Origin of the sequence: Cellulomonas sp. NS3 (assembly GCF_024757985.1) — a bacterium.
In the GTDB taxonomy this organism is placed as follows: domain Bacteria; phylum Actinomycetota; class Actinomycetes; order Actinomycetales; family Cellulomonadaceae; genus Cellulomonas_A.
In genome coordinates, this window is record NZ_CP103289.1 from 1,398,508 (window position 1) to 1,423,517 (window position 25,010).

The 25,010-nt window shown below is 73.8% G+C and carries 16 protein-coding genes; 6 read left to right on the plus strand and 10 right to left on the minus strand.

Going from position 1 to position 25,010, the window contains the following annotated elements:
* Positions 1–69 precede the first annotated feature (69 nt).
* The 4 genes from glf to NXY84_RS06515 all read right to left on the minus strand — a co-directional run bounded on the left by glf (position 70) and on the right by NXY84_RS06515 (position 6,242).
* Positions 70–1,260, minus strand: a complete 1,191-nt coding sequence (gene glf, locus NXY84_RS06500; RefSeq protein WP_258726303.1) for a UDP-galactopyranose mutase — start codon at positions 1,258–1,260, stop codon at positions 70–72.
* The gene (locus tag NXY84_RS06505; RefSeq protein ID WP_258726304.1) at positions 1,257–1,574 is read right to left on the minus strand and encodes a hypothetical protein; all 318 of its coding nucleotides are present in this window, start codon (positions 1,572–1,574) and stop codon (positions 1,257–1,259) included. Before NXY84_RS06505 ends, glf begins: the two co-directional genes overlap by 4 nt.
* The gene (locus NXY84_RS06510) at positions 1,571–4,117 is read right to left on the minus strand and encodes a family 1 glycosylhydrolase (protein WP_258726305.1); all 2,547 of its coding nucleotides are present in this window, start codon (positions 4,115–4,117) and stop codon (positions 1,571–1,573) included. Before NXY84_RS06510 ends, NXY84_RS06505 begins: the two co-directional genes overlap by 4 nt.
* Before the next feature lie 208 nt (positions 4,118–4,325).
* The gene (locus tag NXY84_RS06515; protein WP_258726306.1) at positions 4,326–6,242 is read right to left on the minus strand and encodes a sugar-binding domain-containing protein; all 1,917 of its coding nucleotides are present in this window, start codon (positions 6,240–6,242) and stop codon (positions 4,326–4,328) included.
* A 140-nt stretch (positions 6,243–6,382) separates the two neighbouring features.
* On the opposite strand from NXY84_RS06515, the gene NXY84_RS06520 reads away from it, so the two are divergent.
* A complete protein-coding gene (locus NXY84_RS06520; protein WP_258726307.1) occupies positions 6,383–7,996 on the plus strand; it encodes a methyl-accepting chemotaxis protein in 1,614 nt (537 codons plus the stop codon).
* Between the two features lie 116 nt (positions 7,997–8,112).
* Here the strand turns inward: NXY84_RS06520 and NXY84_RS06525 are convergent, their stop codons facing one another.
* From NXY84_RS06525 to NXY84_RS06535, 3 genes are all read right to left on the minus strand, one after another.
* Positions 8,113–9,498 carry a glycoside hydrolase family 68 protein gene (locus tag NXY84_RS06525; protein WP_258726308.1) on the minus strand — a complete coding sequence of 462 codons (1,386 nt, stop codon included), beginning with the start codon at positions 9,496–9,498 and terminating at the stop codon, positions 8,113–8,115.
* Positions 9,499–9,873: 375 nt separating this feature from the next.
* On the minus strand, positions 9,874–10,824 hold the full coding sequence (locus NXY84_RS06530) for an aldose 1-epimerase (RefSeq protein ID WP_258726309.1): 951 nt from the start codon (positions 10,822–10,824) through the stop codon (positions 9,874–9,876).
* On the minus strand, positions 10,821–11,879 hold the full coding sequence (locus NXY84_RS06535) for a LacI family DNA-binding transcriptional regulator (RefSeq protein ID WP_258726310.1): 1,059 nt from the start codon (positions 11,877–11,879) through the stop codon (positions 10,821–10,823). The genes NXY84_RS06530 and NXY84_RS06535 overlap by 4 nt, the downstream gene beginning before the upstream one ends.
* A gap of 364 nt (positions 11,880–12,243) precedes the next feature.
* Between NXY84_RS06535 and mmsA the strand changes: the two genes are divergently transcribed.
* The 4 genes from mmsA to NXY84_RS06555 all read left to right on the plus strand — a co-directional run bounded on the left by mmsA (position 12,244) and on the right by NXY84_RS06555 (position 19,191).
* Positions 12,244–13,794, plus strand: coding sequence for a multiple monosaccharide ABC transporter ATP-binding protein (gene mmsA, locus NXY84_RS06540; RefSeq protein WP_258726311.1), 1,551 nt, complete (start codon positions 12,244–12,246; stop codon positions 13,792–13,794).
* Between the two features lie 22 nt (positions 13,795–13,816).
* Positions 13,817–15,178, plus strand: coding sequence for a sugar ABC transporter permease (locus tag NXY84_RS06545; protein ID WP_258726312.1), 1,362 nt, complete (start codon positions 13,817–13,819; stop codon positions 15,176–15,178).
* Positions 15,179–15,327: 149 nt separating this feature from the next.
* Entirely contained in the window at positions 15,328–16,416 is a 1,089-nt protein-coding gene (locus NXY84_RS06550; RefSeq protein WP_258726313.1) for a sugar-binding protein, read from the plus strand.
* Between the two features lie 195 nt (positions 16,417–16,611).
* The gene (locus tag NXY84_RS06555; protein ID WP_258726314.1) at positions 16,612–19,191 is read left to right on the plus strand and encodes a glycoside hydrolase family 32 protein; all 2,580 of its coding nucleotides are present in this window, start codon (positions 16,612–16,614) and stop codon (positions 19,189–19,191) included.
* Positions 19,192–19,304: 113 nt separating this feature from the next.
* On the opposite strand, the gene NXY84_RS06560 is transcribed toward NXY84_RS06555, so the two are convergent.
* From NXY84_RS06560 to NXY84_RS06570, 3 genes are all read right to left on the minus strand, one after another.
* Positions 19,305–20,363 carry a LacI family DNA-binding transcriptional regulator gene (locus NXY84_RS06560; protein WP_258726315.1) on the minus strand — a complete coding sequence of 353 codons (1,059 nt, stop codon included), beginning with the start codon at positions 20,361–20,363 and terminating at the stop codon, positions 19,305–19,307.
* Between the two features lie 204 nt (positions 20,364–20,567).
* Complete coding sequence (locus NXY84_RS21725; protein ID WP_309485058.1) at positions 20,568–22,991, minus strand: hypothetical protein; 2,424 nt, start codon at positions 22,989–22,991, stop codon at positions 20,568–20,570.
* Between the two features lies 1 nt (position 22,992).
* Complete coding sequence (locus tag NXY84_RS06570; RefSeq protein WP_258726316.1) at positions 22,993–23,616, minus strand: hypothetical protein; 624 nt, start codon at positions 23,614–23,616, stop codon at positions 22,993–22,995.
* 353 nt (positions 23,617–23,969) lie between these two features.
* On the opposite strand from NXY84_RS06570, the gene NXY84_RS06575 reads away from it, so the two are divergent.
* Positions 23,970–24,962 carry an NAD-dependent epimerase/dehydratase family protein gene (locus NXY84_RS06575; protein ID WP_258726317.1) on the plus strand — a complete coding sequence of 331 codons (993 nt, stop codon included), beginning with the start codon at positions 23,970–23,972 and terminating at the stop codon, positions 24,960–24,962.
* Positions 24,963–25,010: the final 48 nt, after the last annotated feature.

The window sequence follows — 25,010 nt, forward strand, 5'->3', positions numbered from 1 at the left end:
GCGTCCGCCCCGGGCGCGCGGACGGACCCCGGTGCACTGCGCGGACGCGGCGCACCGGGGACCGTCGGCTCAGCCCTCGGTGAGCCGCGCCGCGAGCTGGTTGTCGAACAGGGACATCGCCGAGGCGATCGCCATGTGCATGTCGAGGTACTGGTACGTCCCCAGCCGCCCGCCGAAGAACACGTCCGGCTCGGCGGCCGCCCGCTCGCGGTAGCGGGCGAGGACCTCCCGGTCGCGTGCGGTGCTGATCGGGTAGTACGGCTCGTCGCCCGGCTCGGCGGTCCGGGAGTACTCGCGGACGACCACGGTCCTGTCCTTCGGGTAGTCGCGCTCCGGGTGGAAGTGCCGGAACTCGTGGATCCGGGTCCACGGCACGTCGGAGTCCGCGTAGTTCATGACGGACGTCCCCTGGAAGTCGCCGATCGGCAGCACCTCCTGCTCGAAGTCGAGCGTGCGCCACCCGAGCCGGCCCTCGGCGTCCCCGAAGTACGTGTCGAGCGGCCCGGTGTACACGACGGGCGTCCCGGCCGGGACGAGTCCGCGCACCTCGAGGTAGTCGACCTCGAGGACGACCTCGACCAGCGGGTGGTCGGCCAGGCGCTCGAGCCACGCGGCGTACCCGTCGACCGGCAGGCCCTCGAAGGTGTCGTTGAAGTACCGGTTGTCGAAGCTGTAGCGCACGGGCAGCCGGCTGATGATCTCCGCGGGCAGCTCGCGCGGGTCGGTCTGCCACTGCTTCTCGGTGTACCCGCGCACGAACGCCTCGTACAGCGGCCGGCCGATCAGGGAGATGGCCTTGTCCTCGAGGTTCGTGACGTTGCCCGGGTCGACCTCGGCGGCGTGCTCGCGCACGAGCGCCCGGGCCTCCGTCGGCGAGAGGTGCTGGCCGACGAACTGGCAGATGGTGCCGAGGTTGATGGGCATCGGGAACGTCTGGCCCTTGCTCACCGTGAACACGCGGTGCTGGTACCCGGTGAAGTCGGTGAACCGCCGCACGTAGTCCCAGACCCGCTGGTTCGACGTGTGGAACAGGTGGGCGCCGTAGCGGTGCACCTCGATGCCGGTCTCCGGCTCGACCTCGGAGTACGCGTTGCCGCCCAGGTGGGAGCGGCGCTCGAGCACGATGACGCGCCTGCCGAGCTCGTTCGCGGCGCGCTCGGCGACGGTGAGGCCGAAGAACCCGGAGCCGACGACGACGAGGTCGGCGGTCGCGAGGCGGTCGGCGAGGCCCGCGGTGCCGGTCGGGTGGGTGGTCGTCACTGGTCCAGCTCCTTCGTCGTCGGGCACGGTGCCGGGACCCGGCACGTCGGGCAGAGGTCCGGGTCGGTCGCCGCGCGCGGGCTGTGCAGCCGCCGCACCCGGGAGAGCCGGGCCAGCAGCGGCGCGCGGACGAACGGCGTCGCGGAGGTGACGGCCGCGTCGGCGAGCACCGGCACGGCGGTGCCCGTGAGCCGCACGGGGCCGAGCCCGGCGTCCTGCAGCCCGGCCGACGCGGCGCCGACGGCATAGCGGTGCGCCTCCTCGAGGTCGTGGGCGAGCGCGGTGCGCCGCACCTGCGTCTGCCACGCGGTCATGCCGTCTCCTCCGCCCGGGCGCCGGCGGTCGCGGACCGCGCGGCGTCGAGCAGGCCGGCCATGGACGTCGCGATGTGGTCCCACTCCTGCCGGGCCTGCAGCGGCCTCGCGCGGCGGTCGCGCGCTCGCGGGTCGTCGAGCAGCACGCGCCGGCACGCCGCCGCGAACTGCTGCCCGTCGTCCGCGAGGCACACGACGTCGGCGTAGTCCGCGACCACGTCGGGCACCGCGGTCGACACGACCGGCAGCCCGGCCGCGAGGTACTCGAGCGTCTTGGTGGGGCTGATCGAGCGCGTGGCCTCGTTGAGCGCGAACGGCATGAGCGCGACGTCGAAGCCGGCCATGACCGCGGGCAGCTCGTCGTACCGCGCCATCCCCGGGTACTCGATGTTGGGCCGCCGGGGCAGGTCGGCCGGGTCGATCTTCGCGACGGGCCCGACGACCCGGATCGTCCAGTCGGGCAGGTGGTCCGCGAGCTCGTCGAGGAGGTCGAGGTCGAGCCGCTCGTCGACCACCCCGACGTAGCCCGCGACCGGGCGCTCGTGCTCGGTGCGCAGCAGCCGGCTCTGGGCGTAGTGCTCGGTCTCGACGCCGCTGCGGAACAGGTGCACGCCCGCGCTGCGCTGCCTGCGGATCGACCGGTCGAGCGACGGGCCTCCCGTGAAGACGACGTCGGCCTCGGCCAGCAGCCGGCGCTGGCGCAGGACGAGCCCCTCGGGCGCGTTCTTGAAGGACGCGAGGTCGTCCATGACGTCGTACACGAGCCGTCCGGGCTCGAGGCGCTGGGCGAGCTCGATCGCCATCGGGGTGTAGATCCACACGTCGGGCGGGAGCGGCCGGTCGCCGAGCGCCTCGGCGAGGAGCTCGCCGTAGCAGTCCGCCGCGGGGTCCTCGAAGCCCCGGTCAGCGGGATGGGCCTCGGACCGGACGACAGGGCTCTGCGCCACGGGCAGGACGAGCCAGACGCGCGTGATCCCGTCGACCTCCTCCGTCCCCAGGCGCGGGCTGTCGACGTCCTCGACGACCGGCTCCTCGACGACGTAGGTCCGGGCGCCCGCCTCGGCCCGCTGCCGCGCGAGCCGCGACACGATGTGCTGAGGTCGCTGCCAGACCCACGGCCACCGGAGATGGGAGAGCACGACGAGGTCGGGCTGCGTCGGGCCGGTGGTGGCTGGTACGGCGGACGACGGCAACGTGGTCATGGTGTGCTCCCGGGTGTCGAGGTCGTGGTCGGAGAGGTCGGGGGAGCCGGTGCGGCTCGTGGGGAGGTCGGCGCTCAGGGCCGGCACCGTCTGCTCGGCGGTGGGGTCGCGCCACGGCCAGTGCGCCAGGGCGGGCAGGAGGCCCTGGAGCTGGTCGTCGCACGGCGGCTGGAAGCGCACCGCGGGGAGGTCCGCGACCGCGGTGCCCGCGGCGGCGCGCTCCCAGGCGTCGGTGAACTCGGTGCGCCGGCGCGTGCCGTCCAGGTCGAGCGACACGACGCCGACGGGGTCGACGCGGCCGGCGGTCCGCGCGAGCAGCGAGTCCCAGTCGGCGGAGTCGACCTGCGGGAACCAGCAGTACCCGTGCAGCGGGACGCCGCGGGACAGCGCGAGCTCGTACTGCTCGAGCGTGTACCGCATCCAGGAGATGCGGTCGGAGGGCAGCCCGCGCAGGTTCGTCTCGGTCAGCATGACCGGCAACCCGTAGCGCTCGGAGTACTGCTGGACGACGTCCGCCATGCCCACCGGCTGCGGCGACGGTGCGTGGCTGCCGTGCTCGTCGTAGAACCACTCCGAGTGGCAGTAGTAGTCGAGCCCGAGCACGTCCACGCGCAGCGGCGGGAGGGTCAGCAGCGCCTCGCCGCCGTCCGCCACGAGCTCGCGCAGGAACGGCCGCCCGAGGTCGAGGTCGTGGCCGAGGGCGAGGTCGAGGACGACGTGGCGCCGGTCGTTGGCGAGCGCGGCGTAGTCGACGCCGGGCCCCGTCGCGGTGTGGTGCTCGGCGGTGTCGACCCACACGTGGTGCGCGTGCGGCAGCGCGGTGCGCCAGTACGCCGCGGCCTCGGCCACGGACGGGAGCACGGAGAGGAGCAGCCGGCGCAGCCCGGGCACCCCGCGGTCGTACGGCGGCCAGAGCGCCTCGTGGCCGGACAGGAACAGCGTCGCGAACGGCTCGTTGAAGAGCGTGTACGCGGCGAGCCACGGGTACCGGTCCGCGACGGCGGTCGCGTACCGCACGAACGCGGGGCCGAACCGCTCGTCCCGGAAACCGTCGGTCAGCCAGTCGGGGTAGGACGTGTGGTGCACGAGGTCGACGATCGGGACCGCGCCCCGCTCGCGCAGGGTGCCCAGCACGCGGTCGGTCTCGTCCCAGTCGTACACCCCGGGCTCGGCCTCGACGCGGTGCCACCGCAGCGGGTAGCGCAGGTGCCGCACCCCGGCCGCGAGCAGCTGGTCGAGGTCCTCGTCGTACCGGGCGACGTGGCCGGTGACCTCGAGGGCGTCGACGCCCGAGGCCGGGTGGTAGGTGCTCTCGAAGCCGCCGACGAACGTGCGGCCCACGTCCGGGAGCGGGTGGAGCGGGTGGGTGGGGACGGCATCGTCTGGGCGCACAGTGCCTCCGAGGTCGGGGACGCTCTCGCGTCCTCCGTGCATGGGGCTGTGTACCCAACCGTTCTGCCAGACAACCTAAGCCGGAAACGCCGGGTCGGCGCGGCGAGTGTCCTCGGGGAGACGGGCAAGTGTCCAGGTCAGGGCCCTGCCGCCCAGGTCAGCGCGGGTCCGGGCCGGCCTCGGCGCCCTCGATCCGGTAGCCCGGCGAGGGCTCCCGCGGGCCCCCCGGCGGGTAGTCGCCGTAGGAGAACTCGTCGACCGCGTCGCCCGGGACCGCGGCCGAGACGCGCGTGGTGATGCGCCGGATCGCCTCGACGGGCGCCTTCGGCACGCGCTCCGCGGTCAGCAGGCCGTTGCGCTCCTGCTGGGTGTCGGTGAGCTGCGTCCAGCAGAAGCCGACGACGGCGGCGCTGTCGAGCAGCGCGTGCACGAGGTCCTGGTACCCGGCGAGCAGCTGGTCGCTGCTGCGCACCGAGCCGTACCCGCTCCACCCCGCGCGCTGGTCCGGGTCGTACGAGATGCCACCGAACTCGCTGATCAGCACGGGCCGGTCCTCGCGCGAGGCGCCCGCGAGCAGCACGACGCGGTACGCCGGCTGCGTCCGGGCGAGGGTGTGCTCGAGCCGGTCCCAGTCGGCGTACCGGTCCCGCAGGACCTGCCCGCGGGACGCGTAGTCGTGCACCGTGACGACGTCCGTCACGGGCTGCTCCCAGCCGTCGTTGCCGATCACGAGACGGTCGCCGTCGAGGGACTTCGTCAGGTGGTACAGGGCCCGCACGAGGTTCTGCTGCTCCGCCGAGCGCTCGAGCGCGGGCACGCCCCAGCTCTCGTTCACGGGGACCCACGCGATGATGCACGGGTGGCTCGCGTCGCGGTCGAGCACCTCGAGCCACTCGCGGGTGAGCCGTTGGATGGTCGTCACGGAGAACTCGTACGCCGCGGGCATCTCGGCCCACACGAGCACGCCGAGGCGGTCGCACCAGGCGAGGAAGCGCGGGTCCTCGACCTTCTGGTGCAGCCGGACGCCGTTGAACCCGAGGTCCTTGACGAGCTGGACCTCGCGACGGAGCGCGTCGGGGTCGGGGGCGGCGAGGTGGGACTCCGGCCAGAACCCCTGGGCGAGCACGAGCCGGAGGTAGTACGGGCGCCCGTTGAGCAGCAGGCGGTCGCGCGACGCGGAGATGCTGCGGACCGCGGTGTAGCTGCCGACGGTGTCGAGGACCTCGTCGCCGTCCAGGAGCACGAGCGTCGCGTCGATGAGGTTGGGGTGCTCGGGCGACCACAGGAGGTCGGAGTGCCCGAGGCTCATGTCGTGCTCCGCGAGCGTGATGCGGCGCTGGACCTGCCCGCGGTCGACGGAGTAGACGTCGTCCGAGAGCAGCCGCTCGCCCTGCCGCAGCACGACCCGCAGGCGCGCACCCTCCCGGCCGTCGGTCCGCACGCGCACGTCCATGTCGACCCCGCGCCCGTCCGCGTCCGGCTTCCAGCGCAGCGCGCGGATCCGGGCCGCGGGGACCTGCTCGAGCCACACCGTCTGCCAGATCCCGGACGTGCGGTCGTACCAGATGGCGTGCGACTCGGGCTGCCAGTCCTGCTTGCCGCGCGGCTGGCGCAGGTCGCCCGGCAGGTCCTCGGCCCGGACCACGACCACCTGCTCGCCCTCGGGCGCCAGTGCGGAGGTGATGTCCGCGGTGAAGGGCGTGTTCCCACCCTCGTGGTACGCGACGGACTGGCCGTTGACCCACACGTGCGCGCGGTAGTCCACGGCGCCGAAGTGCAGGAGCAGCCGGTGGCCGTCGCGCTCCTGCGCGGTGAAGGTGCGCCGGTACCAGACGACCGGGTGGAACCCCGTGTCGTTGATCCCGCTCGCGGGCGACTCGAACGGGAACGGCACCTGGATCTGCCGGTCGAAGTGCGCGGGGTCGCCGTCGTGCCAGTCGTCGTGCATGCCGACCATGGCGTCGTCGAACGCAAACCCCCACGGGCCGCTGAGGTCCACCCAGCCGGGCCGCACGAACTGCGGGCGGGGATGGTGCACGTCGGTGGGGACGATCGGCGCGGGTCCGTGAGCCATGCGGTTCATCGTGTCCCAGCCGCGCGCGCTCGGCACGCGGGCGCAGGACCTCCGACCTCTCATCTGGGTGCCCGGGGCGACGAATGAGGGGGTGCCGGTCCGGGGCAGGGCCGTGACACCACACGATCGGAACAACAGCCATGTCTGCAGAACGCCGGACCTCCCTCCTCTCGCGGTTCCGGGACCTCGGGGTCAACACCCGCATCCTCGCCGCCGTCCTGACGGCGGCCCTGGTGGCCGGGATCATCGGGACGCTCGGCATCGTCTCGCTCGCGCGCACCAACGCCGCGACGACGGCGATGTACGAGAACAACTTCACCGGCTTCGAGGCCGCCGCGGGAGTCCGCCGCGCCGTGCTGGAGATGCGTCTCGCGGTCGCCAACCACGCCATCTCCGAGGACGACGCCGAGATGGCGAAGCACGAGGAGACGGCGCTCGCGGCGGAGGCCTCCGCCCGCGAGTCGGTCGAGAGCTACCGGTCGCTCGACCTGACGACGGAGCAGCAGGACCTGCTCGACGAGGTCCTCGCCGACCTCGACTCCTACGTCGAGGTGCGCGACGGGGAGATGCTGGTGGCGAGCCGGGCGAACGACCTCGCCTCCTGGCGTGCGGCACGTGAGGACGCCAACGGCTCGATCACCGCGATGATGGACGCGGTCCAGAGCCTCGTGGACCTCGAGAAGGCCGACGCGAAGCGCGCCGTCGACGACTCGACCGCGACCTACCAGGCGAACCGCGCCCTCGTCCTCGTCATCCTCGTGGTCGGCCTCGTGCTGGCGATCGGGCTCGGCGTCCTCATCGCGCGCTCGATCGTCACGGGTCTGGCGCGGGTGCGCCGGGTGTGCGACGCGCTCGAGCGCGGCGACCTGACGGTGACAGCGGGACTCACGTCCGCCGACGAGGTCGGCCGCATGGGCGCCGCGCTCGACAGCGCGATCGGGTCGCTGCGCACGGTCGTCACGACGATCGACGCGTCCTCGGGCACGCTCGCGGGCGCGGCCGAGGAGATGTCGAGCACGAGCGCGCAGATCGCCGCGAACGCCGACGAGACCGCGTCGCAGGCCGGGGTCGTCTCGGCGGCCGCCGAGCAGGTGTCCCGCAGCGTCCAGACGGTCGCGGCAGGTGCCGAGCAGATGGGCTCCTCGATCGCCGAGATCGCGTCCAACGCGAGCCAGGCCGCGCAGGTCGCGAGCCAGGCCGTGGACGCGGCGAGCGCGACGACCGAGGTCATGAACCGGCTCGGTGAGTCGAGCAAGCAGATCGGCAACGTCGTCAAGGTCATCACGAGCATCGCCGAGCAGACGAACCTCCTCGCGCTGAACGCGACCATCGAGGCCGCGCGCGCCGGGGAGGCCGGCAAGGGCTTCGCGGTCGTCGCCGGCGAGGTCAAGGAGCTCGCGCAGGAGACCGCGCGCGCGACCGAGGACATCGCGCGGCGCGTCGAGGGCATCCAGGAGGACACGGCCGGCGCGGTCACGGCCATCGACCGCATCTCCCAGGTCATCGCGTCGATCAACGACTTCCAGATGACGATCGCCTCGGCGGTCGAGGAGCAGACCGCGACGACCTCGGAGATCAGCCGCAGCGTCGCCGAGGCGGCGACGGGCTCGGGCGAGATCGCCGCGAACATTGCCGCCGTGGCCGGCGCCGCGCAGCTCACCACGCAGGGTGCGGCGGAGTCGCAGCAGGCGGTGACAGAGCTCGCGACGATGTCGACCCAGCTCAAGACCCTCGTCGGGCGCTTCACGGCCTGAGGCCGGGGGCCCGCCGCCCGGCCGCTCCGGCGGCGGCGCGTCGCTCCCGCGCAGGACGGAACCCCCCGGTCGTCGACCGGGGGGTTCCGTGTGCGGGTGCTGGGGTCAGGCCCGGGTCACCAGATCTCTCCCGCCTCCCGGAGCGCCGGGATGTAGCCGTAGGGGAGGACCCCCGTGAGCTCGGTGTGCGTGCCCTCGACCTCGAGCTGGAGCGTCGGGGCGAGCGTGCCGCCGTAGATGTCGGGGCCTCCGCCGTCGCGCGGGATCGTGTCGATGAAGCTCTCGACGAGGAAGTTCGGCATCACGAAGTGCGAGTAGTTCTGCAGCGGTGCGTCGGCCGGGTTGCCGAGCACGAGGCCGCTCTCGTTGAGCGGGCGGTAGTTGCTGCGCAGGCCGGGGCCGACGAAGCCGTAGAGTCCGTCGGGGCCGGACAGCCCCGGGGCGAACGTGAACTGGTGGCTGATCGTCCACAGGTAGTAGTCGCCGTCGTCCACGACGAGGTGCGGACGCTCGGTCTGCTGGTTGGTGCACTCGGCCGACAGCAGCGGCGGCAGGAGCTCCCAGCTGTTCATGTCCTCTTCGTCGCCCGTGAGCCTCATCAGCCCGATGTTGCCGGTGTAGAGGTTCGACCTGGGTGGGACGACGTGCCCGGCGGGCACCCGTCCGATCTCCTTGCGGTCGCACGTGTGGCTGCCCGCGGGTCCGGGGTTGTTGCCCTCGAACAGGATGTACACGTTGTGGTCGGTCGGGTCGCGGAACACGAACGGGTCGCGGAACGCGTAGATGATCGCGTCGGGCACCGCCTGCGACTGCTCCATGGTCTGGTACAGGTAGCCGTCGGCCTCGGCGATGATCGTGTGGTCCTCGAAGCCGGTGAACCAGACGCCCTCGTCGTCCGCGTGGATCCGGCCCTGTGCGTGCGCGAGGCGCTGCAGCGCGTCGGTCGGGTCGATCTCCGTGGGGTTGTCGCGGCCGGACGCGGTGTAGAAGGCGTCGACCGTGCCGTCGTCGCTGACGACCGTCGAGCCCGCCCACTCACGCGAGCCGAACGACGAGCCGGCGGGGAACAGCTCGCCGCCGTACGTCCAGGTCTGCGCGTCGTCGGAGTAGAAGTACCCGATCTTCGCCTGCCAGTGGCGGTCGCCGAAGAAGATGTCCCGGGGCGCGACGAGCGAGAAGATGATGTTCCAGCCGCCGTAGGAGACGGGGTTCATGTCGAGGTCGCTCAGGGGCCAGGTGTCCCAGATCCAGACCTCGTCGGTCATGATCGGGAACTCCTGCGGTATGCGCGGGGTCGTGTTGGACGGGTCGGACGCGATCTTCAGCGCCTGCGCCCGGGTCCAGTTCGCGGTGTAGGGCGCCGCGGGGTCGTAGACGGCGTTGATCGTCACGTCCCCGCCGGAGGGTCGTGGTCGTTCGAGCGCACCTGCGGGTAGCTGTGCGGTCAGGACGAGTGCACCCGCGAGCGCCCCGTAGAGGGCGCGCCGGATCGTGCGGTTCATGTGGTCTCCCGTGGGATAGGACCGTGGCGGCGCGCGCAGGGACACGGGCTGCCGCCCGTGCGCGGTGCGTGTGCCGTGACGATCGCGTCCGTCGACGACGATGTCGGCGGGCATGATGCGGATGGTCGGCGCCGGACGTCTCGGCGCGGTGGAGGCGTGGTGTCCTCGTCCCCCTGTCAGGCGGTCGCGAGCGACCGGATGTGATCCACCTAACACCCGGCTCCGAGGTCCGACAAGGGTGTGGAGCGACTCTCATCGAGTTCTCACGCGCGGGGCGGGCCGGCTTCCGGGCGGCCTTCCGACGCTGACCTGCGCACCCGTCCTGGACCGTCGCCCAGGTGCCCTTTGGGGCATCGGCGAGGCGCTCGGGACCTCTTACGCCGGGATCGGCTCGAGCTCGACGGTGAAGCCGAACGAGCGCCGCTCCCCGGGCTCCAGGCGGATCACCGCGGCCTGGTCGGGCCGGTTGAACGCGTCGGTCATGACCTCGACGGGCTCGACCGCGAGCGACGCCCGCCGGTCGCGGGCGAGCGTGTCGCCCGTGAACACGTGCACGAGCCCGCGGTGCTGCCGGACGAGCAGGCGGGTGCCCGTCGCCGGGTCGTGCACGGCGGCCGGCAGAGCGGGGTCGAGCCCGCCGAAGGCCGCGTCGAGCACGACGTCGCCCAGCGGGTGCCACGACGGTGCGCTGACCTGCGCGAACGCCTCCGCACCCGGCAGCGGCAGGAGCGCGTCGTCGGTGCGCACCGCGACCGACGCGGGGAGGTCGAGGTCGAGGTTGTCGACGCGCGCCGTGCCGGGCAGCCGGAAGTAGGGGTGCCAGCCGCTCGCGTACGGTGCCGCGACGTCCCCGACGTTGTGCCCGGTGATCTCGACGGCGAGCGTGCGCGGGCCGAGCGTGTACGTCACCTCGACGACCACGGCGAACGGGTAGCCGGCGGCGGGGGAGTCGGCGAGGGCCGTGCAGCGCAGCCGCAGCGAGGCGTGCTCGCCGTCTCCTGGCGGCGGCGCGTCGGTGCGCTCGACGACCCTGAACGGCAGCGTCCGCACGAGCCCGTGGTAGACGACGCGGTCGGTGGCGCCCGGCGCGAGGTCGTGCTCGACGCCGTCGAACGTGTAGCGCGCGTCCGCGACCCGGTTGCAGAACGGCGCCATGATCCCGTTGCGGACCCCGTTCTGGTCCGCGAGCTCGGCGTCGTCCCGGTAGCCGTCGAGCAGGTCCCACGCCGCGCCGCGGTGCGGGACGAGCCACCGCAGCGGGGTCGCGCCGAGGAGCGCGACGTGCAGCTCGGCGTCGCCCGCGTGCAGGACCTCGGTCGCGCTCATGCCCAGCTCCCCTTGTCGGCCGTCTCGAGCGTGCGGGTGGTGCGGTCGGCGCCCGCGGGCTCGGGCGGCGGGATCTCGCCGGAGCCGCGTGCGACGAGGCGGGTGGGCAGGACGATGCGCTCGGGGGGCAGGTCGGGGTCGGCGAGGCGGGCGAAGACGCGCTCGGCGGCGGCGCGGCCGATGTCGGCGGGGTTCTGGGCGACGACGGTGATGCCGGGGTCGACGAGGTCGGCGAGGGCGAAGTCGTCGAAGCCGACGAGGGCGACGGTGTGCTGGGCGCCGAGCTCGCGCAGGGCGCGGATGGCGCCGATGGTGACGAGGTTCTGGCTCGTGAACAGCGCGGTCGGCGGCTCGGGGGCGGTCAGCAGCGCCAGCGTCGCGGTGAGCGCGGCGTCCGCGTCGTGCAGGTCGCCGATCTCGAGCCGCGCGGCGGCCGGGACACCGGCGGCGTGGAGCGCCCGGCGGTAGCCCTCGTGCCGCTGGCGCGCCGTCGCGATCTGGCCGAGGTCCCCCAGGTACGCGATCCGGCGGTGCCCGTGCGCGAGGAGGTGGGCGGTCGCGAGCTCGGCGCCCGCGACGTTGTCGACCACGACGCTGTCGACGTCGATGCCGACCGGGGGACGGTCGACCATGACCACGGGCGTCCCGGTCTCGAGCTCGGCGCGCAGGTACGTCTGGTCGCCCGCGGTCGCGGTGATGATGAGCCCGTCGACGCGGCGGGAGGTGAACGCGGCGACGAGCGCGCGCTCGCGTCGCGGGTCCTCGTCCGTGCTCGCGGAGAAGACGGCGACGCGGCGCCCCTCCGCGACGTCCTCGACGGCCCGGTGGATCGCCGCGCAGAACGGGTTGTCGACGCTCGCGAGGAGCAGCCCGAGGCTCATGGACCGCCGGCCCGAGCGGCGCAGGTTGCCCGCGATGAGGTCCGGCTGGAAGCTCAGCGCCTCGGCGGCGCGCGCGACGCGCTCGGCCATCGCGGCGGAGACGCCGGGCTCGCCGTTGACGACGCGCGAGACGGTCTTGATGCCCACGCCGGCCAGCGCGGCGACGTCCTTCATCGTGGCTCGTGGGCGGTGCGCGACCGGACCGCTCGCTCTCCCGGACGTCCGTGTCATGGCACGTGACCTTAGCGCTTCGGTCCCGGCAGCCCCTCGGTCCCGGCGCCGGTCGGGCGACCCCGGACTGACCTGGACGGATGCCCCGCCCGGCTCCCGCGGCGCACCGTCGGGCACGGAACGCCGAGCCGGGCACGGGAGACAACGTTGTCAAGTCGTGACCTCCCGAACGGGCAGATCGCCTTGACTCGCCTCAGAAGCGGCGGGTACAAAGGCCTAGACAACGTTGTCAGCGCCACGGCGCCGACCACAGCAGGCGAGCGGGGAGCACCCGTCGCCCTGACCGCACGGCGCCCGGGAGGCCACGATGGACGACGACGCACGCGTCATCCTCGAGATGCGGCACATCACCAAGGAGTTCCCCGGCGTCCGGGCCCTCGACGACGTGACCATGCAGGTCCGCGCCGGGGACATCCACGCGATCTGCGGGGAGAACGGCGCCGGCAAGTCGACCCTCATGAAGATCCTGTCCGGGGTGTACCCGCACGGGACCTACGGCGGCGAGGTCGTCTTCCAGGGCGAGGAGGTCGCCTTCACCGGCATCAAGTCCTCCGAGCACGCCGGCATCGTGATCATCCACCAGGAGCTCGCGCTCATCCCCGAGCTGTCGATCGTCGAGAACATCTTCCTCGGCAACGAGATCGTCAGCCGCGGGCTCATCGACTGGGACGCGGCCCGGCGGCGCACGCTCGAGCTGCTCGCGCGGGTCGGCCTCTCGGTCGACCCGAAGACCGCGATCAAGAACCTCGGCGTCGGCCAGCAGCAGCTCGTCGAGATCGCCAAGGCGCTGTCCAAGGACGTCCGGCTGCTCATCCTCGACGAGCCCACCTCGGCGCTCAACGAGGACGACTCGGAGAACCTGCTCGAGCTCATGCGCGGCCTCAAGGCGCGCGGCATCACGTCGATCATGATCTCCCACAAGCTCAACGAGATCGCCGCGGTCGCCGACGCCGTCACCGTGATCCGCGACGGGCGCACCGTCGAGACCTACGAGGTCGAGGCGGGCCACGTCGACGAGGACCGCATCATCCGCGCGATGGTCGGGCGCTCGATCGAGAACCGCTACCCCGAGCACACCCCGACCATCGGGGAGACCGTGCTCGAGGTCCGCGGCTGGAACGTCGAGCACCCCGCCGTCCCCGGCCGCCTCGTCTGCAAGGACTCGGCGTTCCACGTCCGGGCCGGGGAGATCGTCGGCTTCGCCGGGCTCATGGGCGCCGGCCGCACCGAGCTCGCGCGCTCGATCTTCGGCCGCAGCTACGGCACGTACCTGTCCGGGCAGCTCCTGCTGCGCGGCACGGAGGTGCAGACGCCGACCGTCGCCGCCGCGATCCGGCAGGGCCTGGCGTACGTGCCCGAGGACCGCAAGAACCTCGGGCTCAACCTGCTCGACACGATCAAGCGCACGACGATCTCCGCGAACCTGCGGGCGATCGTCCGGCGCGGGCTGCTCGACTTCGACAAGGAGCGGGCCGTCGCCGAGCGCTACCGCAGGTCGCTGCGGATCAAGACCTCGACGGTCGACGCCGGCGTCACGACCCTGTCCGGGGGCAACCAGCAGAAGGTCGTGCTGGCCAAGTGGATGTTCCCCGACCCCGACGTCCTGATCCTCGACGAGCCCACGCGCGGCATCGACGTCGGCGCCAAGTACGAGATCTACCGGCTGGTCCAGCAGCTCGCCGACGAGGGCAAGGCCGTCGTCCTGATCTCCTCGGAGCTGCCCGAGCTCCTCGGGCTCAGCGACCGGATCTACACCATCTGCGAGGGCCGGGTCACGGGCGTGGTCGACGCGCGCGAGGCCGACCAGGAGCAGCTCATGCGGATGATGACCACCACGTCCTCGGCGCCCGCGCGCTGACGGCTCCAGAGACGAGAGAGCGATGACGTCACTCAAGCAGGTCCTCGGCGGCGACTACCGCCAGTTCACGATGGTGTTCGCGCTGGTCGCGCTGCTCGTCGGGTTCAACATCGCGTCCGACGGGCGGATGCTCACCCCGTCCAACTTCCAGAACCTGCTCTCGGGGAACGCCTACGTGCTGATCCTCGCGATCGGGATGGTCATGGTCATCGTGATCGGCCAGATCGACCTGTCCGTCGGGTCCGTCGCGGGCGTCGTCGGGATGGTCGTCGCGCTCACGTCGCGCGACTGGGGCATCCCGTGGTGGGCCGCGACGCTGCTCGGGCTCGCCGTCGGCGTCCTGATCGGCATGTGGCACGGGTTCTGGCTCGCGAAGATCGGCATCCCCGGGTTCATCACGACCCTCGCCGGGATGATGATCTTCCGCGGCGTCGTGATCTGGATGAGCCAGTCGATCAGCGTCCCGGTGCCCGACGAGCTGCGCGTGCTGGGCTCGGGCTACCTGCCCGAGTGGGGCCCCGCGTTCACGCAGATGAACAACTCGACCCTGCTCCTCGGCCTGCTCGGCATCGCCGCGTTCGCGTGGGGCGAGCTGCGCAAGCACCGCCGGCTCGTCGCCTCGGGCGAGGAGGAGTCGATCCCGCTGTGGCCCGTGCTGATCCGCGTCGTGCTCGTCGCCGCCGTCATCGGGTACGTCACGTGGCTGTTCGGCAGCGGGCGCCCCGGCACGTCGTTCCCGGTGCCCGGGCTCATCCTCGTGGCGCTCGTGATCATCTACCACACCATCACGCAGCGCACGACGTTCGGCCGCCACATCTACGCGGTCGGCGGCAACCGCGCGGCGGCGGCCCTCTCCGGGGTCAACACCAAGCGCACGTACTTCCTCGTGATGACCAACATGTCCTTCCTCGCGGCACTCGCCGGGATCATGTTCGTCGGCCGCGCCACCTCGGCCGGCCCGTCCGACGGCACCGCGTGGGAGCTCGACGCGATCGCGGCCGTCTTCATCGGCGGCGCCGCGGTCTCGGGCGGCATCGGCACCGTGCTCGCGTCGATGGTCGGGGGCCTGGTCATGGCGGTCCTCAACAGCGGCCTCATGCTCATGGGCGTCGGGGCCGACCGCACGCAGGTCATCAAGGGTCTCGTGCTCCTCGCCGCCGTCGCGTTCGACGTCTACAACAAGGAGCAGGGCCGCCCGTCCATCACGGGCCTGCTGTTCGGGCGCAAGAGCGTGCCCGGGCCGTCGCTGCCCGAGGCGCCGAGCAGCCCGGCCGGGCCCGCCGACGTCGGGCCGGTCATGCCGGACCTCGGCACGGTCGAGCCACCGGCCGAGACGGCCCCCGCAGCCGCCCCGGCCCGGACCCGCTCTCGCGGGCCCGCCTGATCCCAGCCCGCCGGTCCCGGTGCACCCGGGTCCACCGCTCCGCACACCGCACGACCACCCAGGCCGTACCCACCCCGGCCTGCGGGCCGTCACGCCCGCAGGCACCCCCGGCACCCCGACGAGGGGCGTCTCGTAGAAGGAGCTCTCCGATGAAGAAGACATCCCTGAACCTGGTGGCGCTGGCCACGGCCTCCGTGCTGGTCCTCAGCGCGTGCGGCGGCGGCCGTGAGGGCACAGCCGCCGGCGGCGAGGAGGCCGCGGGCTTCGCCGAGGACGCCGTCGTCGGCGTCTCGCTGCCGTGGCTCGGCACCCAGAACTGGAAGGAGGCCGAGACGATGTTCACCGAGCAGCTGTCCGCGGCCGGCTTCGAGCCGCTCGTCCAGGCCGCCGACAACAAGGTCACGCAGCAGCAGCAGCAGATCGAGGCGATGATCGAGCGCGGCGCCGAGGTCATCGTCGTCGGTCCCGTGGACGGCACCCAGCTCGGCAGCGTGCTCGAGCGGGCCGCCGACGCCGGCATCGCGGTGATCGGCTACGACCGCCTCATCGAGAACACCGAGGCCGTCGACGGCGTCGTCCAGTTCGGCAGCATCCGCACCGGCGAGCTCCAGGGTCAGTCGCTGCTCGACGGGCTCGCCGCCCGCGCCGGGGAGCCCCCGTACTCGATCGAGCTGTTCGGCGGCGGCCCGGCCGACCCGAACGCCCCGAACTTCTTCGAGGGCGCGATGTCGGTGCTGCAGCCGAAGATCGACGACGGCACGCTCGTCGTCGCCTCCGGCCAGACCGACTTCACGCAGGCCGCGACGCCCGACTGGGACAACGCCAAGGCGCAGGCCCGCATGGACTCGCTGCTCTCGGGCTTCTACAGCGGCTCCGAGGTCGACGGGGTCCTCTCGCCCAACGACGGCATCGCGCGCGCGATCCTCACGTCGGCGCAGCAGGCCGGCCAGCCGCTGCCCGTCGTGACGGGGCTCGACGCCGAGAACGAGTCGATCGTCTCCATCTGGCAGGACGAGCAGTGGTCGACGGTCGCGAAGCCGACGACCGACCTGGTCGGCAAGACGGTCGAGCTCATCCAGGCGCTCCAGGCGGGCGAGGACCTGCCCGACGCCGACGAGACGGTCGACAACGGCAAGACCGAGGTGGCCGTCTACCAGCTCGACCCGGTCGTCGTGACGAAGGAGAACGCGCAGGAGGTCTTCGCGGACGACGAGGCGCGCCTCGCGCTGCTGAAGTAACGCGCACCCCGGTCGACGAGCCCCGCCCCCTCCCGTTGGGGGCGGGGCTCGTCTGCGTGCCCGCGCGTCGCTTTGACAACGTTGTCCGACCGATCGAGAATCATCGTGTCTGACAACGTTGTCAGACGGCGCTGCGTCCCCGTGGTCACCACGTCGCGCGGGAGCCGCGCCCAGCCGTCTCGACGAGGAGATCTCATGGGAAGACGCACGCACGCCCTGCTCTGCGGGGTGCTCGCCCTGACGTCGTCCGTACCGCTCACCGCCGCTGCGGCCGCTCCGTCCGCACCCGCGCCGGCCCTTCCCGGTGCGGTCGGCTCGGCGCTGTACGCCGCGGAGAACGACCCCTACCGGCCGCAGCTCCACTTCGCGCCGCAGCAGAACTGGGTCAACGACCCCAACGGACCCGTCTGGTACGACGGGGAGTACCACCTGTTCTTCCAGCACAACCCCGAGGGCACCCAGTGGGGCCACATGTCCTGGGGGCACGCCGTGAGCACCGACCTCGTGCACTGGGAGGAGCGGTCCGTCGCGATCCCGTGGTCCGAGCGCGAGCACATCTTCTCGGGGTCCGTGGTCGTCGACGAGCGCGCCACGAGCGGCTGGGGCACGCCCGAGGAGCCCGCGATGGTCGCGGTCTACACGAGCTGGGACCCGGTGACCGGCGTCCAGGCGCAGTCCGTCGCGTTCAGCACCGACCGCGGGGAGACGTGGACCAAGCACCCCGGCAACCCCGTGCTCGACCTCGGGTCGCGCGAGTTCCGCGACCCCCGCGTCTTCTGGTTCGCGGAGGGCGGCTACTGGGTCATGGCCGTCGCGATGGCGGTCGACCGGACGATCGCCTTCTACCGGTCCGACGACCTGCTCGCGTGGAGCCACCTGAGCGACTTCGGCCCGGCCAACGCCGTCGGCGGCGTGTGGGAGATGCCGGACCTGTTCGAGCTCCCCGTCGAGGGGCGACCGGGGGAGTCGCGCTGGGTGCTCGTCGTCAACCTCAACCCCGGCGCGATCGCGGGCGGCTCGGGCGCGCAGTACTTCCTCGGCGACTTCGACGGGACGCGGTTCACCTCCGAGACCGTCGTGACCGGCGACGAGGAACCGCCCGGCGAGGTGCTCGCCGCCTTCGACGGCGCGTACGGGGCCGGCTGGACGACGACCGGGACGGCGTTCGGCACGGCGCCGGTCACCGGGACGCTGCCCGGCCAGCAGGCGGTGACGGGCTTCCGTGGGAACGGGCTCGTCAACAGCTTCGTCGACCACGACCGTGCGCAGGGCACGCTGACGTCGCCGCCGTTCACCCTGACCGAGGACTACGTCAACGTGCTCGTGGGCGGCGGCGACCACCCGCGCCGGCCCGGGACGGGGGACGGCTCGGCGCCGGAGGGGACCGTGCTGGCCGACTTCGAGGGCGGCGGCTTCGGGGACTGGGCGGTGACGGGCGACGCGTTCGGCACCGGCCCGACGCCCGGTGACGCGCCGTGCCAGACGGGCGTGACGGGCTTCCTCGGCGGCGCGCTCGCGAGCTCGTACCGCAGCGCGACGCCCGACGACTGCGCGGTGCCGCCCGACACCGGCACCGGCACGCTGACCTCGCCCGACTTCACGGTGACCGAGCGCTACCTCAGCTTCCTCGTGGGTGGCGGCGCGCAGCCCGGGACGGCGGTGCGGCTGCTCGTCGACGGCGCCGTGGTGCGGACCGCGTCCGGCTCGGAGAGCGGGACGCTCGACCGGGTCAGCTGGGACCTCGCCGACCTCGAGGGCCGGCGCGCCCGCATCGAGGTCCGCGACGCGGCCACCGGCGGCTGGGGGCACATCCTGGCCGACGCGTTCGCGGCCTCCGCCGCGCCGGCCCTCCCGCGGGCTGCGGAGACGACGGTGAACCTCGTGGTCGACGGCGAGGTCGTCCGGACCGCGACAGGGCAGGACAGCGAGGCGCTCGACTGGGTCGCGTGGGACGTGCGCGAGCTCGCCGGGCGGCGGGCGCAGCTCCGGGTCGTCGACAGCGTGAGCCGCAGCTGGGGCCACGTGCTCGCGGACCAGGTGACTCTCTCGGACGTGCCGGCCCGCAGCCTGCTCGAGCGCTACCGCTGGCTCGACCACGGCACCGACTTCTACGCCGCGCTGACCTTCGAGAACGTGCCCGACGGACGCCGCCTCGCCGTCGCGTGGATGAACAACTGGGAGTACGCCTCCGCGACGCCGACCGGTACCTGGCGCGGGTCCATGACCTTCCCGCGCGAGCTCACGCTGCGGGAGGTCGGGGGCGAGCTCCGGCTGAGCCAGGCCCTCGTCCCGGAGCTCGCGGCAGCGGCGGCGTCGTCGGGTGTCGCGCCGTACCGGCTGCGGGACCGGGTGGTCCGCCAGGGCGTCACGGCCCTCCCGCGGCAGGCGCACGGCACGGTCCTCGCGGTCGACGTCGAGCTCGAGGTCGGCAGCGCCGACCGCGTCGGCCTGCACGTCCGCACCAGGGCGGGCGAGCGGACCGTCGTCGGGTACGACGTGCACCGCGAGCGGCTCTTCGTCGACCGCACCGCGTCGGGCGACGTCGACTTCCACGAGGCCTTCGCCGGCGTGCACGCGGCGCCGCTGCCCGCCCCCGAGGGTCGCGTGCGGATCCGGGTGCTCGTCGACCGGTCGTCGGTCGAGGTGCTCGGCGGCGGCGGGGAGGTCGCCCTCACCGACCTCGTCTACCCGGCGCCCACGAGTGACGGGGTCGCGCTGTTCGCCGAGGGCGGCGAGGCGCGTGTCCGCAGCCTGACGGTGCAGCCGCTGGGCTGACGCGTCGCGCCGCCGCCGGGCAGCTGGGGGCCCGGCGGCGGCGCGTGGGCGGGTGTGCTCGGTGAGCCGGTGTCCTCGGTGCGGGCGCACCGGTCGGCGGGCGTTCTCCCGGGTCAGGCGCCGGGCGGGGGGATCTCGCCGGAGCCGCGTGCGACGAGGCGGGTGGGCAGGACGATGCGCTCGGGGGGCAGGTCGGGGTCGGCGAGGCGGGCGAAGACGCGCTCGGCGGCGGCGCGGCCGATGTCGGCGGGGTTCTGGGCGACGACGGTGATGCCGGGGTCGACGAGGTCGGCGAGGGCGAAGTCGTCGAAGCCGACGAGGGCGACGGTGTGCTGGGCGCCGAGCTCGCGCAGGGCGCGGATGGCGCCGATGGTGACGAGGTTCTGGCTCGTGAACAGCGCCGTCGGCGGCTCGGGGGCGGTCAGCAGCGCCCGCGTCGCGGCGTGCGCCGCCTCGACGCCCCGCAGGCCCGGGACGACGAGCCGGTCGTCCAGCGGGATGCCCGCGGCGTGCAGGGCCCGCAGGTGGCCCTCGTGCCGCTCGCGCGCGGTGACGATGACCGAGAGGTCGCCGAGGTGGGCGACGCGCCGGTGCCCGTGCCTGACGAGGTGCCCGGTCGCGGTCGCGGCGCCCTCGACGTTGTCGACCACGACGACGTCTGCCCCGAGCCCGCCGGGCGCCCGGTCGACGAGCACGACCGGCGTCCCCGTCTCGATCGCCGCGTGGAGGTGGCGGTGGTCGCTCGCGGTCGCGGTCAGGATCAGGCCGTCGACGCGGCGCGAGGTGAAGGCGGCGACGAGCGCGCGCTCCCGGCGCGGGTCCTCGTCGGTGCTCGCGGAGAAGACCGCGACGCCGCGGCTTCCGGCCACGTCCTCGACCGCGCGGTGGATCGCGGCGCAGAACGGGTTGTCGACGCTCGCGAGGATCAGGCCCAGGCTCATCGACCGCCCCCCGGTCCGCCGGAGGTTGCCCGCCACGAGATCCGGCTGGAACCGCAGCGCGGCGGCGGCCCGGGCGACGCGCGTCGCGGTCGCGGCGGAGACGCCGGTCTCGCCGTTGGCCCAGCGCGAGACGGTCTTGATGCCGACCCCGGCGAGCGCGGCGACGTCGCGCATCGTCGCACGGGTCCGCCGGTGCAGCGTCTCCTCGGGCGGGTCTGACATCGATGTCATGGACTGAGCGTACTGGTCTGCGGCTCGATCAGACAACGTTGTCAGCCGCGTCCGGCACGATCGAGCGCGACAGTCCGCACCCCGCATGGCTCACCGGCTGCGGTGCCCCCGCCCGCGCCCCGCGCCGGGGACGCGAAGCGCCCGGCACCAGGAGGGGGGATCCCGGTGCCGGGCGCGTCGCGGACCCGGGCGCACCCGGGCGGCTCAGGCGGTGCGGCGTCCCAGCAGGCCGGCGACGACCGCGCCGATCGCGAAGAGCGCCACCGCCGCGATGCCCCGGCCGAGGCTCCGCGCGCCCGCACCGTCGACGCCCGCGATCTCGAGCGAGTACGCCGTCGCGCCCGCCGCACCCTCGGGCGCACCGAACGCCATGCCCTCGGTGACGGCCCGCTCGGCGCCCGCCTCGATCACGGCGTACTTCACGCCGTAGTCGCTCGCGGTCGCCCTGCCGCGCTCGGCGAGGAGCGACGTGCCCTCGGTCGAGAGCCGCTGCGCACCGTCGACCAGCGCGGGCGCGCCGTCCGCCGCGGAGACGAGGCCGTCCGCGAGCTCGGCCGAGCCGTCCGCGGCGCGGCCGATCCCGGCGGCGAGCTCGTCGGCGCCGGACGCGAGCCGCTCGGTGCCGCCGGCCAGCTCCGCCGCACCGGCGGAGAGGCGGTCCGTGCCCTGCGCGAGGGTCGTCGCGCCGCCGCGCAGCGTCGAGGCTCCGGTCGCGAGCTCGCCGAGACCACCGGCGAGCGTGCGCCCGCCGGTCGCGAGCCGGCCCACGCCGGCACGGGCCGCGCCCACGCCGCCCCGCAGGGTCGTCGGACCGTCGGCCGGGGAGCCGACCGCGCCCTGGACCTTGCCGATGACGCCCGCCGCCACCAGGTCGATGCCGCCGTCGAGCTGGGCCAGGCCCGCGGTCACGCTCCGGCCGTCCGCCGGGCACGTGCCCGGGAGCGACGCGCCGCTCAGGCCGCACTCGACACGGACGATGCCGGGGATCGCCGCCTGCAGCTCGGCCGAGAGCGTGTCGAGACCGGCGATCACCGCGGCGTTCGTGCCCGACGCGCCCGCGAGGCGTGCGGCACGGGCCTCGATGACCCGTGCCTGGGCCTCGATCGTCTCCGCCTGGGCGGGGTGCGTGTCCTGCACCGCCGCCGCGGCCGTCCGCAGCGCCGCGGCGGCCTCCGTGAGGTCGCCGCCCGTGCCCACCAGGGTCGACACGCCCGCGGCGCCCGCCCGGGCCGTGGCGAGGCCGGCGACCGCGTCGCCCACCCCGAGGCGCACCTCGTTGACGCCGTCGACGAGCGTGTTCGGGGTGCCGACGGCGCCGACCGCCGTGCGGATGCTCGCCACGCCGTCGTGCAGCGGCTTCATGCTCTCGGGCAGCAGCCCGATCGACCCGGACAACTGCGCGAGCCCGTCGTCGACCTTGACGAGCCCCGCGTCGAGCTGCGTGAGCCCGCCGAGCAGCTGCGGGACCGCGGCGCCCGCCGACGTCAGCCCCGCGTCGAGCCGGACCCCGCCGTCGGCGAGCTGCTCCGCTCCCGTGTCGAGCCGGCGTGCACCCGCCGCGAGCTCGGCCGCGCCGTCGTGCGCGGTGTCGAGGCCCGCCGCGAGCGTGTCGGCACCCGGCGCTGCCTCGGCCACCAGCCCCGCGGACAGCTCCGCGGCCCCGTCGCGCAGCTGCACGAGCCCGGCGAGCAGCTCGGCCGCACCGTCGTGCAGGCGCAGCAGGTTCGCGTCGATCTCGAGCGCGCCCGCCGTCAGGTCGACGCCGCTCTGCGCGCCGCTCGCGTAGCTCGCCGAGCCGCCCTTGAACGACGCGCTCGTCAGGGGCGAGACCGGGAGCGCCGTGATCGTCGCGGGCGGGACGACACCGCGCGAGATGCGCGCGGTGTAGCCGAGCTCGAGGCTCGACGACCCGATCGGGGGGAACAGCGTCATCTGGTAGGTCAGGCGCGTGCCGCCCCGGCCGTCGCCGGAGATGTTCGCCTGCTCGGAGGCGACCGCGGTGAACGTCGGCGGCAGCGTCGTGACGAGCTGCCCGACCAGCGGCACGACCGTCTCGGCGGTCTCGGACCCGGTGCCGCCCGCGCCGTCGGCGAACTCGACCTCGTCGTCGCGCGCCGTCAGGTTCGTCACGGTGTAGCGGACCTCGAGGAGCCCGGAGCGCCCGAGCACCTCGCGCGGCGTGACGGTCTCGCCGTCGAGGCGGTACTCGACGTCGACGCCCAGCGGGAGGTCGCCCGCGAAGTCGCTCACGGTCCGCAACCGCTGCGCGCCGTCGACGTCCACGGACGTGCGCAGCGCGCCGTCCCGCACGCTCAGGCCGCCGAACCCGTCGAGGTTGCGCAGGCCCCGCTCGGACACCGGGTTGTCGACGCTCGTGGTGCCGGTCCCGGTGAACGTGAGCTGCTCGTAGACGCGCGCCTCGCGGACCATGCCGGAGGCGTCGAGGCGCGCCTGCACGGTCTCGGTGTTCGTGACCTCGACGTCGCCGTCGGTCGCGGCGGGGACGCGCGCAGCGGCGAGCGAGGGCGCGGCGACGAGCAGCGCGAGCGGCACGGCGACGGCGGCCGTCGCGGCGCGCCGGGTCGTGGTGCGGGACGCGAGGGCAGGGCGGGGGAGGGAGGGACGCACGTCAGGACTCCTGGGTGTGCTGGAGGGGGCGCGGGGCGGACCACTGCGGGGCGGCGTGCCCGTGCGCGACGTCGTCGTCGGCCCGGGTCGGCGCGTCCGGGTGCGGCTCCGGCGGTGCGGACGCGGCGCGCTCCCGGCCGCCGCTGAGGGCGTCGAGCAGCGCGGTCGCGACGAAGCCCGCCCCGGCGGCGAGCAGCACGGTCGTGGCGGCGGCGGGCGAGGTGGCCACGACGCCGGACGGGTCGGCGCTGTACGCCGCCTCGTACGCACCGGCCAGCGCGGCGGCGCCGAGCAGCGTCGCCCACAGCGGCAGCGCCCCGCGCGTCCCGGCGGCGAGCAGCGTGCACGCGAGGACCACGAGCAGCACCGCCACGGCCCGGCCGCTCGGCGCGTCGGGCAGCACGGCGGCACGCAGCGCGTACCCGACCCAGGCCGCCGCGAGACCCGCGGCGAACGCGCCGGCGCGCTGTGCGGGCGGCCGGTCGGGCACGAGCCCGAGGGCGCCGCCGAGCGCGGTGCCGAGCAGGGCGACGGCCTGCGTCTCGGGGCCGAGCACCCCGCTGAGCAGGACGAGGACGGCGGCGAGAGCCGCGAGGACGGACCCGGCGAGCAACGGACGTGTCATGACCACCTCGGTGTGGTGCGTGCGCCCGGAGGCGCACGAGGGCGTGCGGGACCGTGCGACCGGCTGCTCGTGGAGCGGGGGCGGCCACGCGTGGGTGTGGTGCGCGGTGTGGTGCGCGGTGTGCTGTGCGTCGGGTCGCGGTGGTGGTCCGCGAGCGGGTGGGGGAACGCAGCCGTCCGGCGGGGCAGCCGGCGTCGTTGCCGGTCCGCCCCACCGGAGCGGAGCGACCACTGTCTAGCAGCGTCACGGATACGGCGAACAGTCGGTACCAGGTACTTGGGGGCGGAACGGGTCACATCGTTATGGCGCCGTGATCTCCGTCACTCCCCGGCCGTCCGGGTTAGCGTGCGGGCATGAGTGCTCTCTCGGTCCTGTTCCTCGGCGGCAGCGGCATCATCAGCTCCGCCTCCACGCGCCTCGCCGTCGAGCGCGGCCTCGACCTCACGGTGCTCAACCGCGGCGAGAGCACCACGCGCCCGCTGCCCGACGGCGTCCGGACCCTCCGCGTGGACGTCCGGGACCCGGCGTCGGTCCGCGAGGCGCTCGGCGACCGGGAGTTCGACGCCGTCGTCGACTGGGTGGCCTTCACCCCCGAGCACGTGCGCACGGACGTCGAGCTGTTCACCGGACGCACCGGGCAGTACGTGTTCATCAGCTCCGCCTCCGCCTACCAGACGCCGCCCGCCCGGCTGCCGGTGACCGAGTCGACCCCGCTGCGCAACCCGCACTGGCAGTACTCGCGCGACAAGATCGCGTGCGAGGACCTGCTCGTGCGCGCGTACCGGGAGGACGGCTTCCCCGCGACGGTCGTGCGGCCCTCGCACACGTACGACCGCACGCTCGTCCCGCTCGACGGGGGCTGGACGGCCCTCGAGCGCATGCGCCAGGGCAAGGAGGTCGTGGTGCACGGGGACGGGACGTCCCTGTGGACGCTCACGCACCACACCGACTTCGCCCAGGGTTTCGTGCCGCTGCTCGGCCACCCGCGCACGCTCGGGGAGGCGTTCCACCTGACGTCGGACGACGTGCTGACGTGGGACCAGATCACGCACGCCCTCGCCGCGGCGGCCGGCGTCGAGGCGCGCATCGTGCACGTGCCCTCGGACGTCATCGCGTCCCACGACCCCGAGTGGGGCGCCGGGCTCCTCGGCGACAAGGCGCACTCGATGGTCTTCGACAACACCAAGGTGCGCAGCGTGGTGCCCGGCTACCGCGCGACCGTGCCGTTCGAGCAGGGCGCCCGCGAGATCGTCGACTGGTTCGACGCCGACCCGGCCCGCAAGGTCGTCGACGCGGGCCTCGACGCGCTCATGGACCGGCTCGTGGAGACGTACCGCGTGCGCTGAGGCCGCACGCGGTACGACGACGAGAGCGCCCGGCCCCCGGAGGGGCGG

What these genes read in the sequence shown, in the direction of transcription:
- NXY84_RS06505 (WP_258726304.1), bottom strand. Translation starts at nt 1,574, where the DNA reads ATGACCGCGTGGCAGACGCAGGTGCGGCGCACCGCGCTCGCCCACGAC.
- NXY84_RS06515 (WP_258726306.1), bottom strand. Translation starts at nt 6,242, where the DNA reads ATGGCTCACGGACCCGCGCCGATCGTCCCCACCGACGTGCACCATCCC.
- NXY84_RS06520 (WP_258726307.1), top strand. Translation starts at nt 6,383, where the DNA reads ATGTCTGCAGAACGCCGGACCTCCCTCCTCTCGCGGTTCCGGGACCTC.
- NXY84_RS06525 (WP_258726308.1), bottom strand. Translation starts at nt 9,498, where the DNA reads ATGAACCGCACGATCCGGCGCGCCCTCTACGGGGCGCTCGCGGGTGCA.
- NXY84_RS06530 (WP_258726309.1), bottom strand. Translation starts at nt 10,824, where the DNA reads ATGAGCGCGACCGAGGTCCTGCACGCGGGCGACGCCGAGCTGCACGTC.
- NXY84_RS06535 (WP_258726310.1), bottom strand. Translation starts at nt 11,879, where the DNA reads ATGAAGGACGTCGCCGCGCTGGCCGGCGTGGGCATCAAGACCGTCTCG.
- mmsA (WP_258726311.1), top strand. Translation starts at nt 12,244, where the DNA reads ATGGACGACGACGCACGCGTCATCCTCGAGATGCGGCACATCACCAAG.
- NXY84_RS06545 (WP_258726312.1), top strand. Translation starts at nt 13,817, where the DNA reads ATGACGTCACTCAAGCAGGTCCTCGGCGGCGACTACCGCCAGTTCACG.
- NXY84_RS06550 (WP_258726313.1), top strand. Translation starts at nt 15,328, where the DNA reads ATGAAGAAGACATCCCTGAACCTGGTGGCGCTGGCCACGGCCTCCGTG.
- NXY84_RS06555 (WP_258726314.1), top strand. Translation starts at nt 16,612, where the DNA reads ATGGGAAGACGCACGCACGCCCTGCTCTGCGGGGTGCTCGCCCTGACG.
- NXY84_RS06560 (WP_258726315.1), bottom strand. Translation starts at nt 20,363, where the DNA reads ATGACATCGATGTCAGACCCGCCCGAGGAGACGCTGCACCGGCGGACC.
- NXY84_RS06570 (WP_258726316.1), bottom strand. Translation starts at nt 23,616, where the DNA reads ATGACACGTCCGTTGCTCGCCGGGTCCGTCCTCGCGGCTCTCGCCGCC.
- NXY84_RS06575 (WP_258726317.1), top strand. Translation starts at nt 23,970, where the DNA reads ATGAGTGCTCTCTCGGTCCTGTTCCTCGGCGGCAGCGGCATCATCAGC.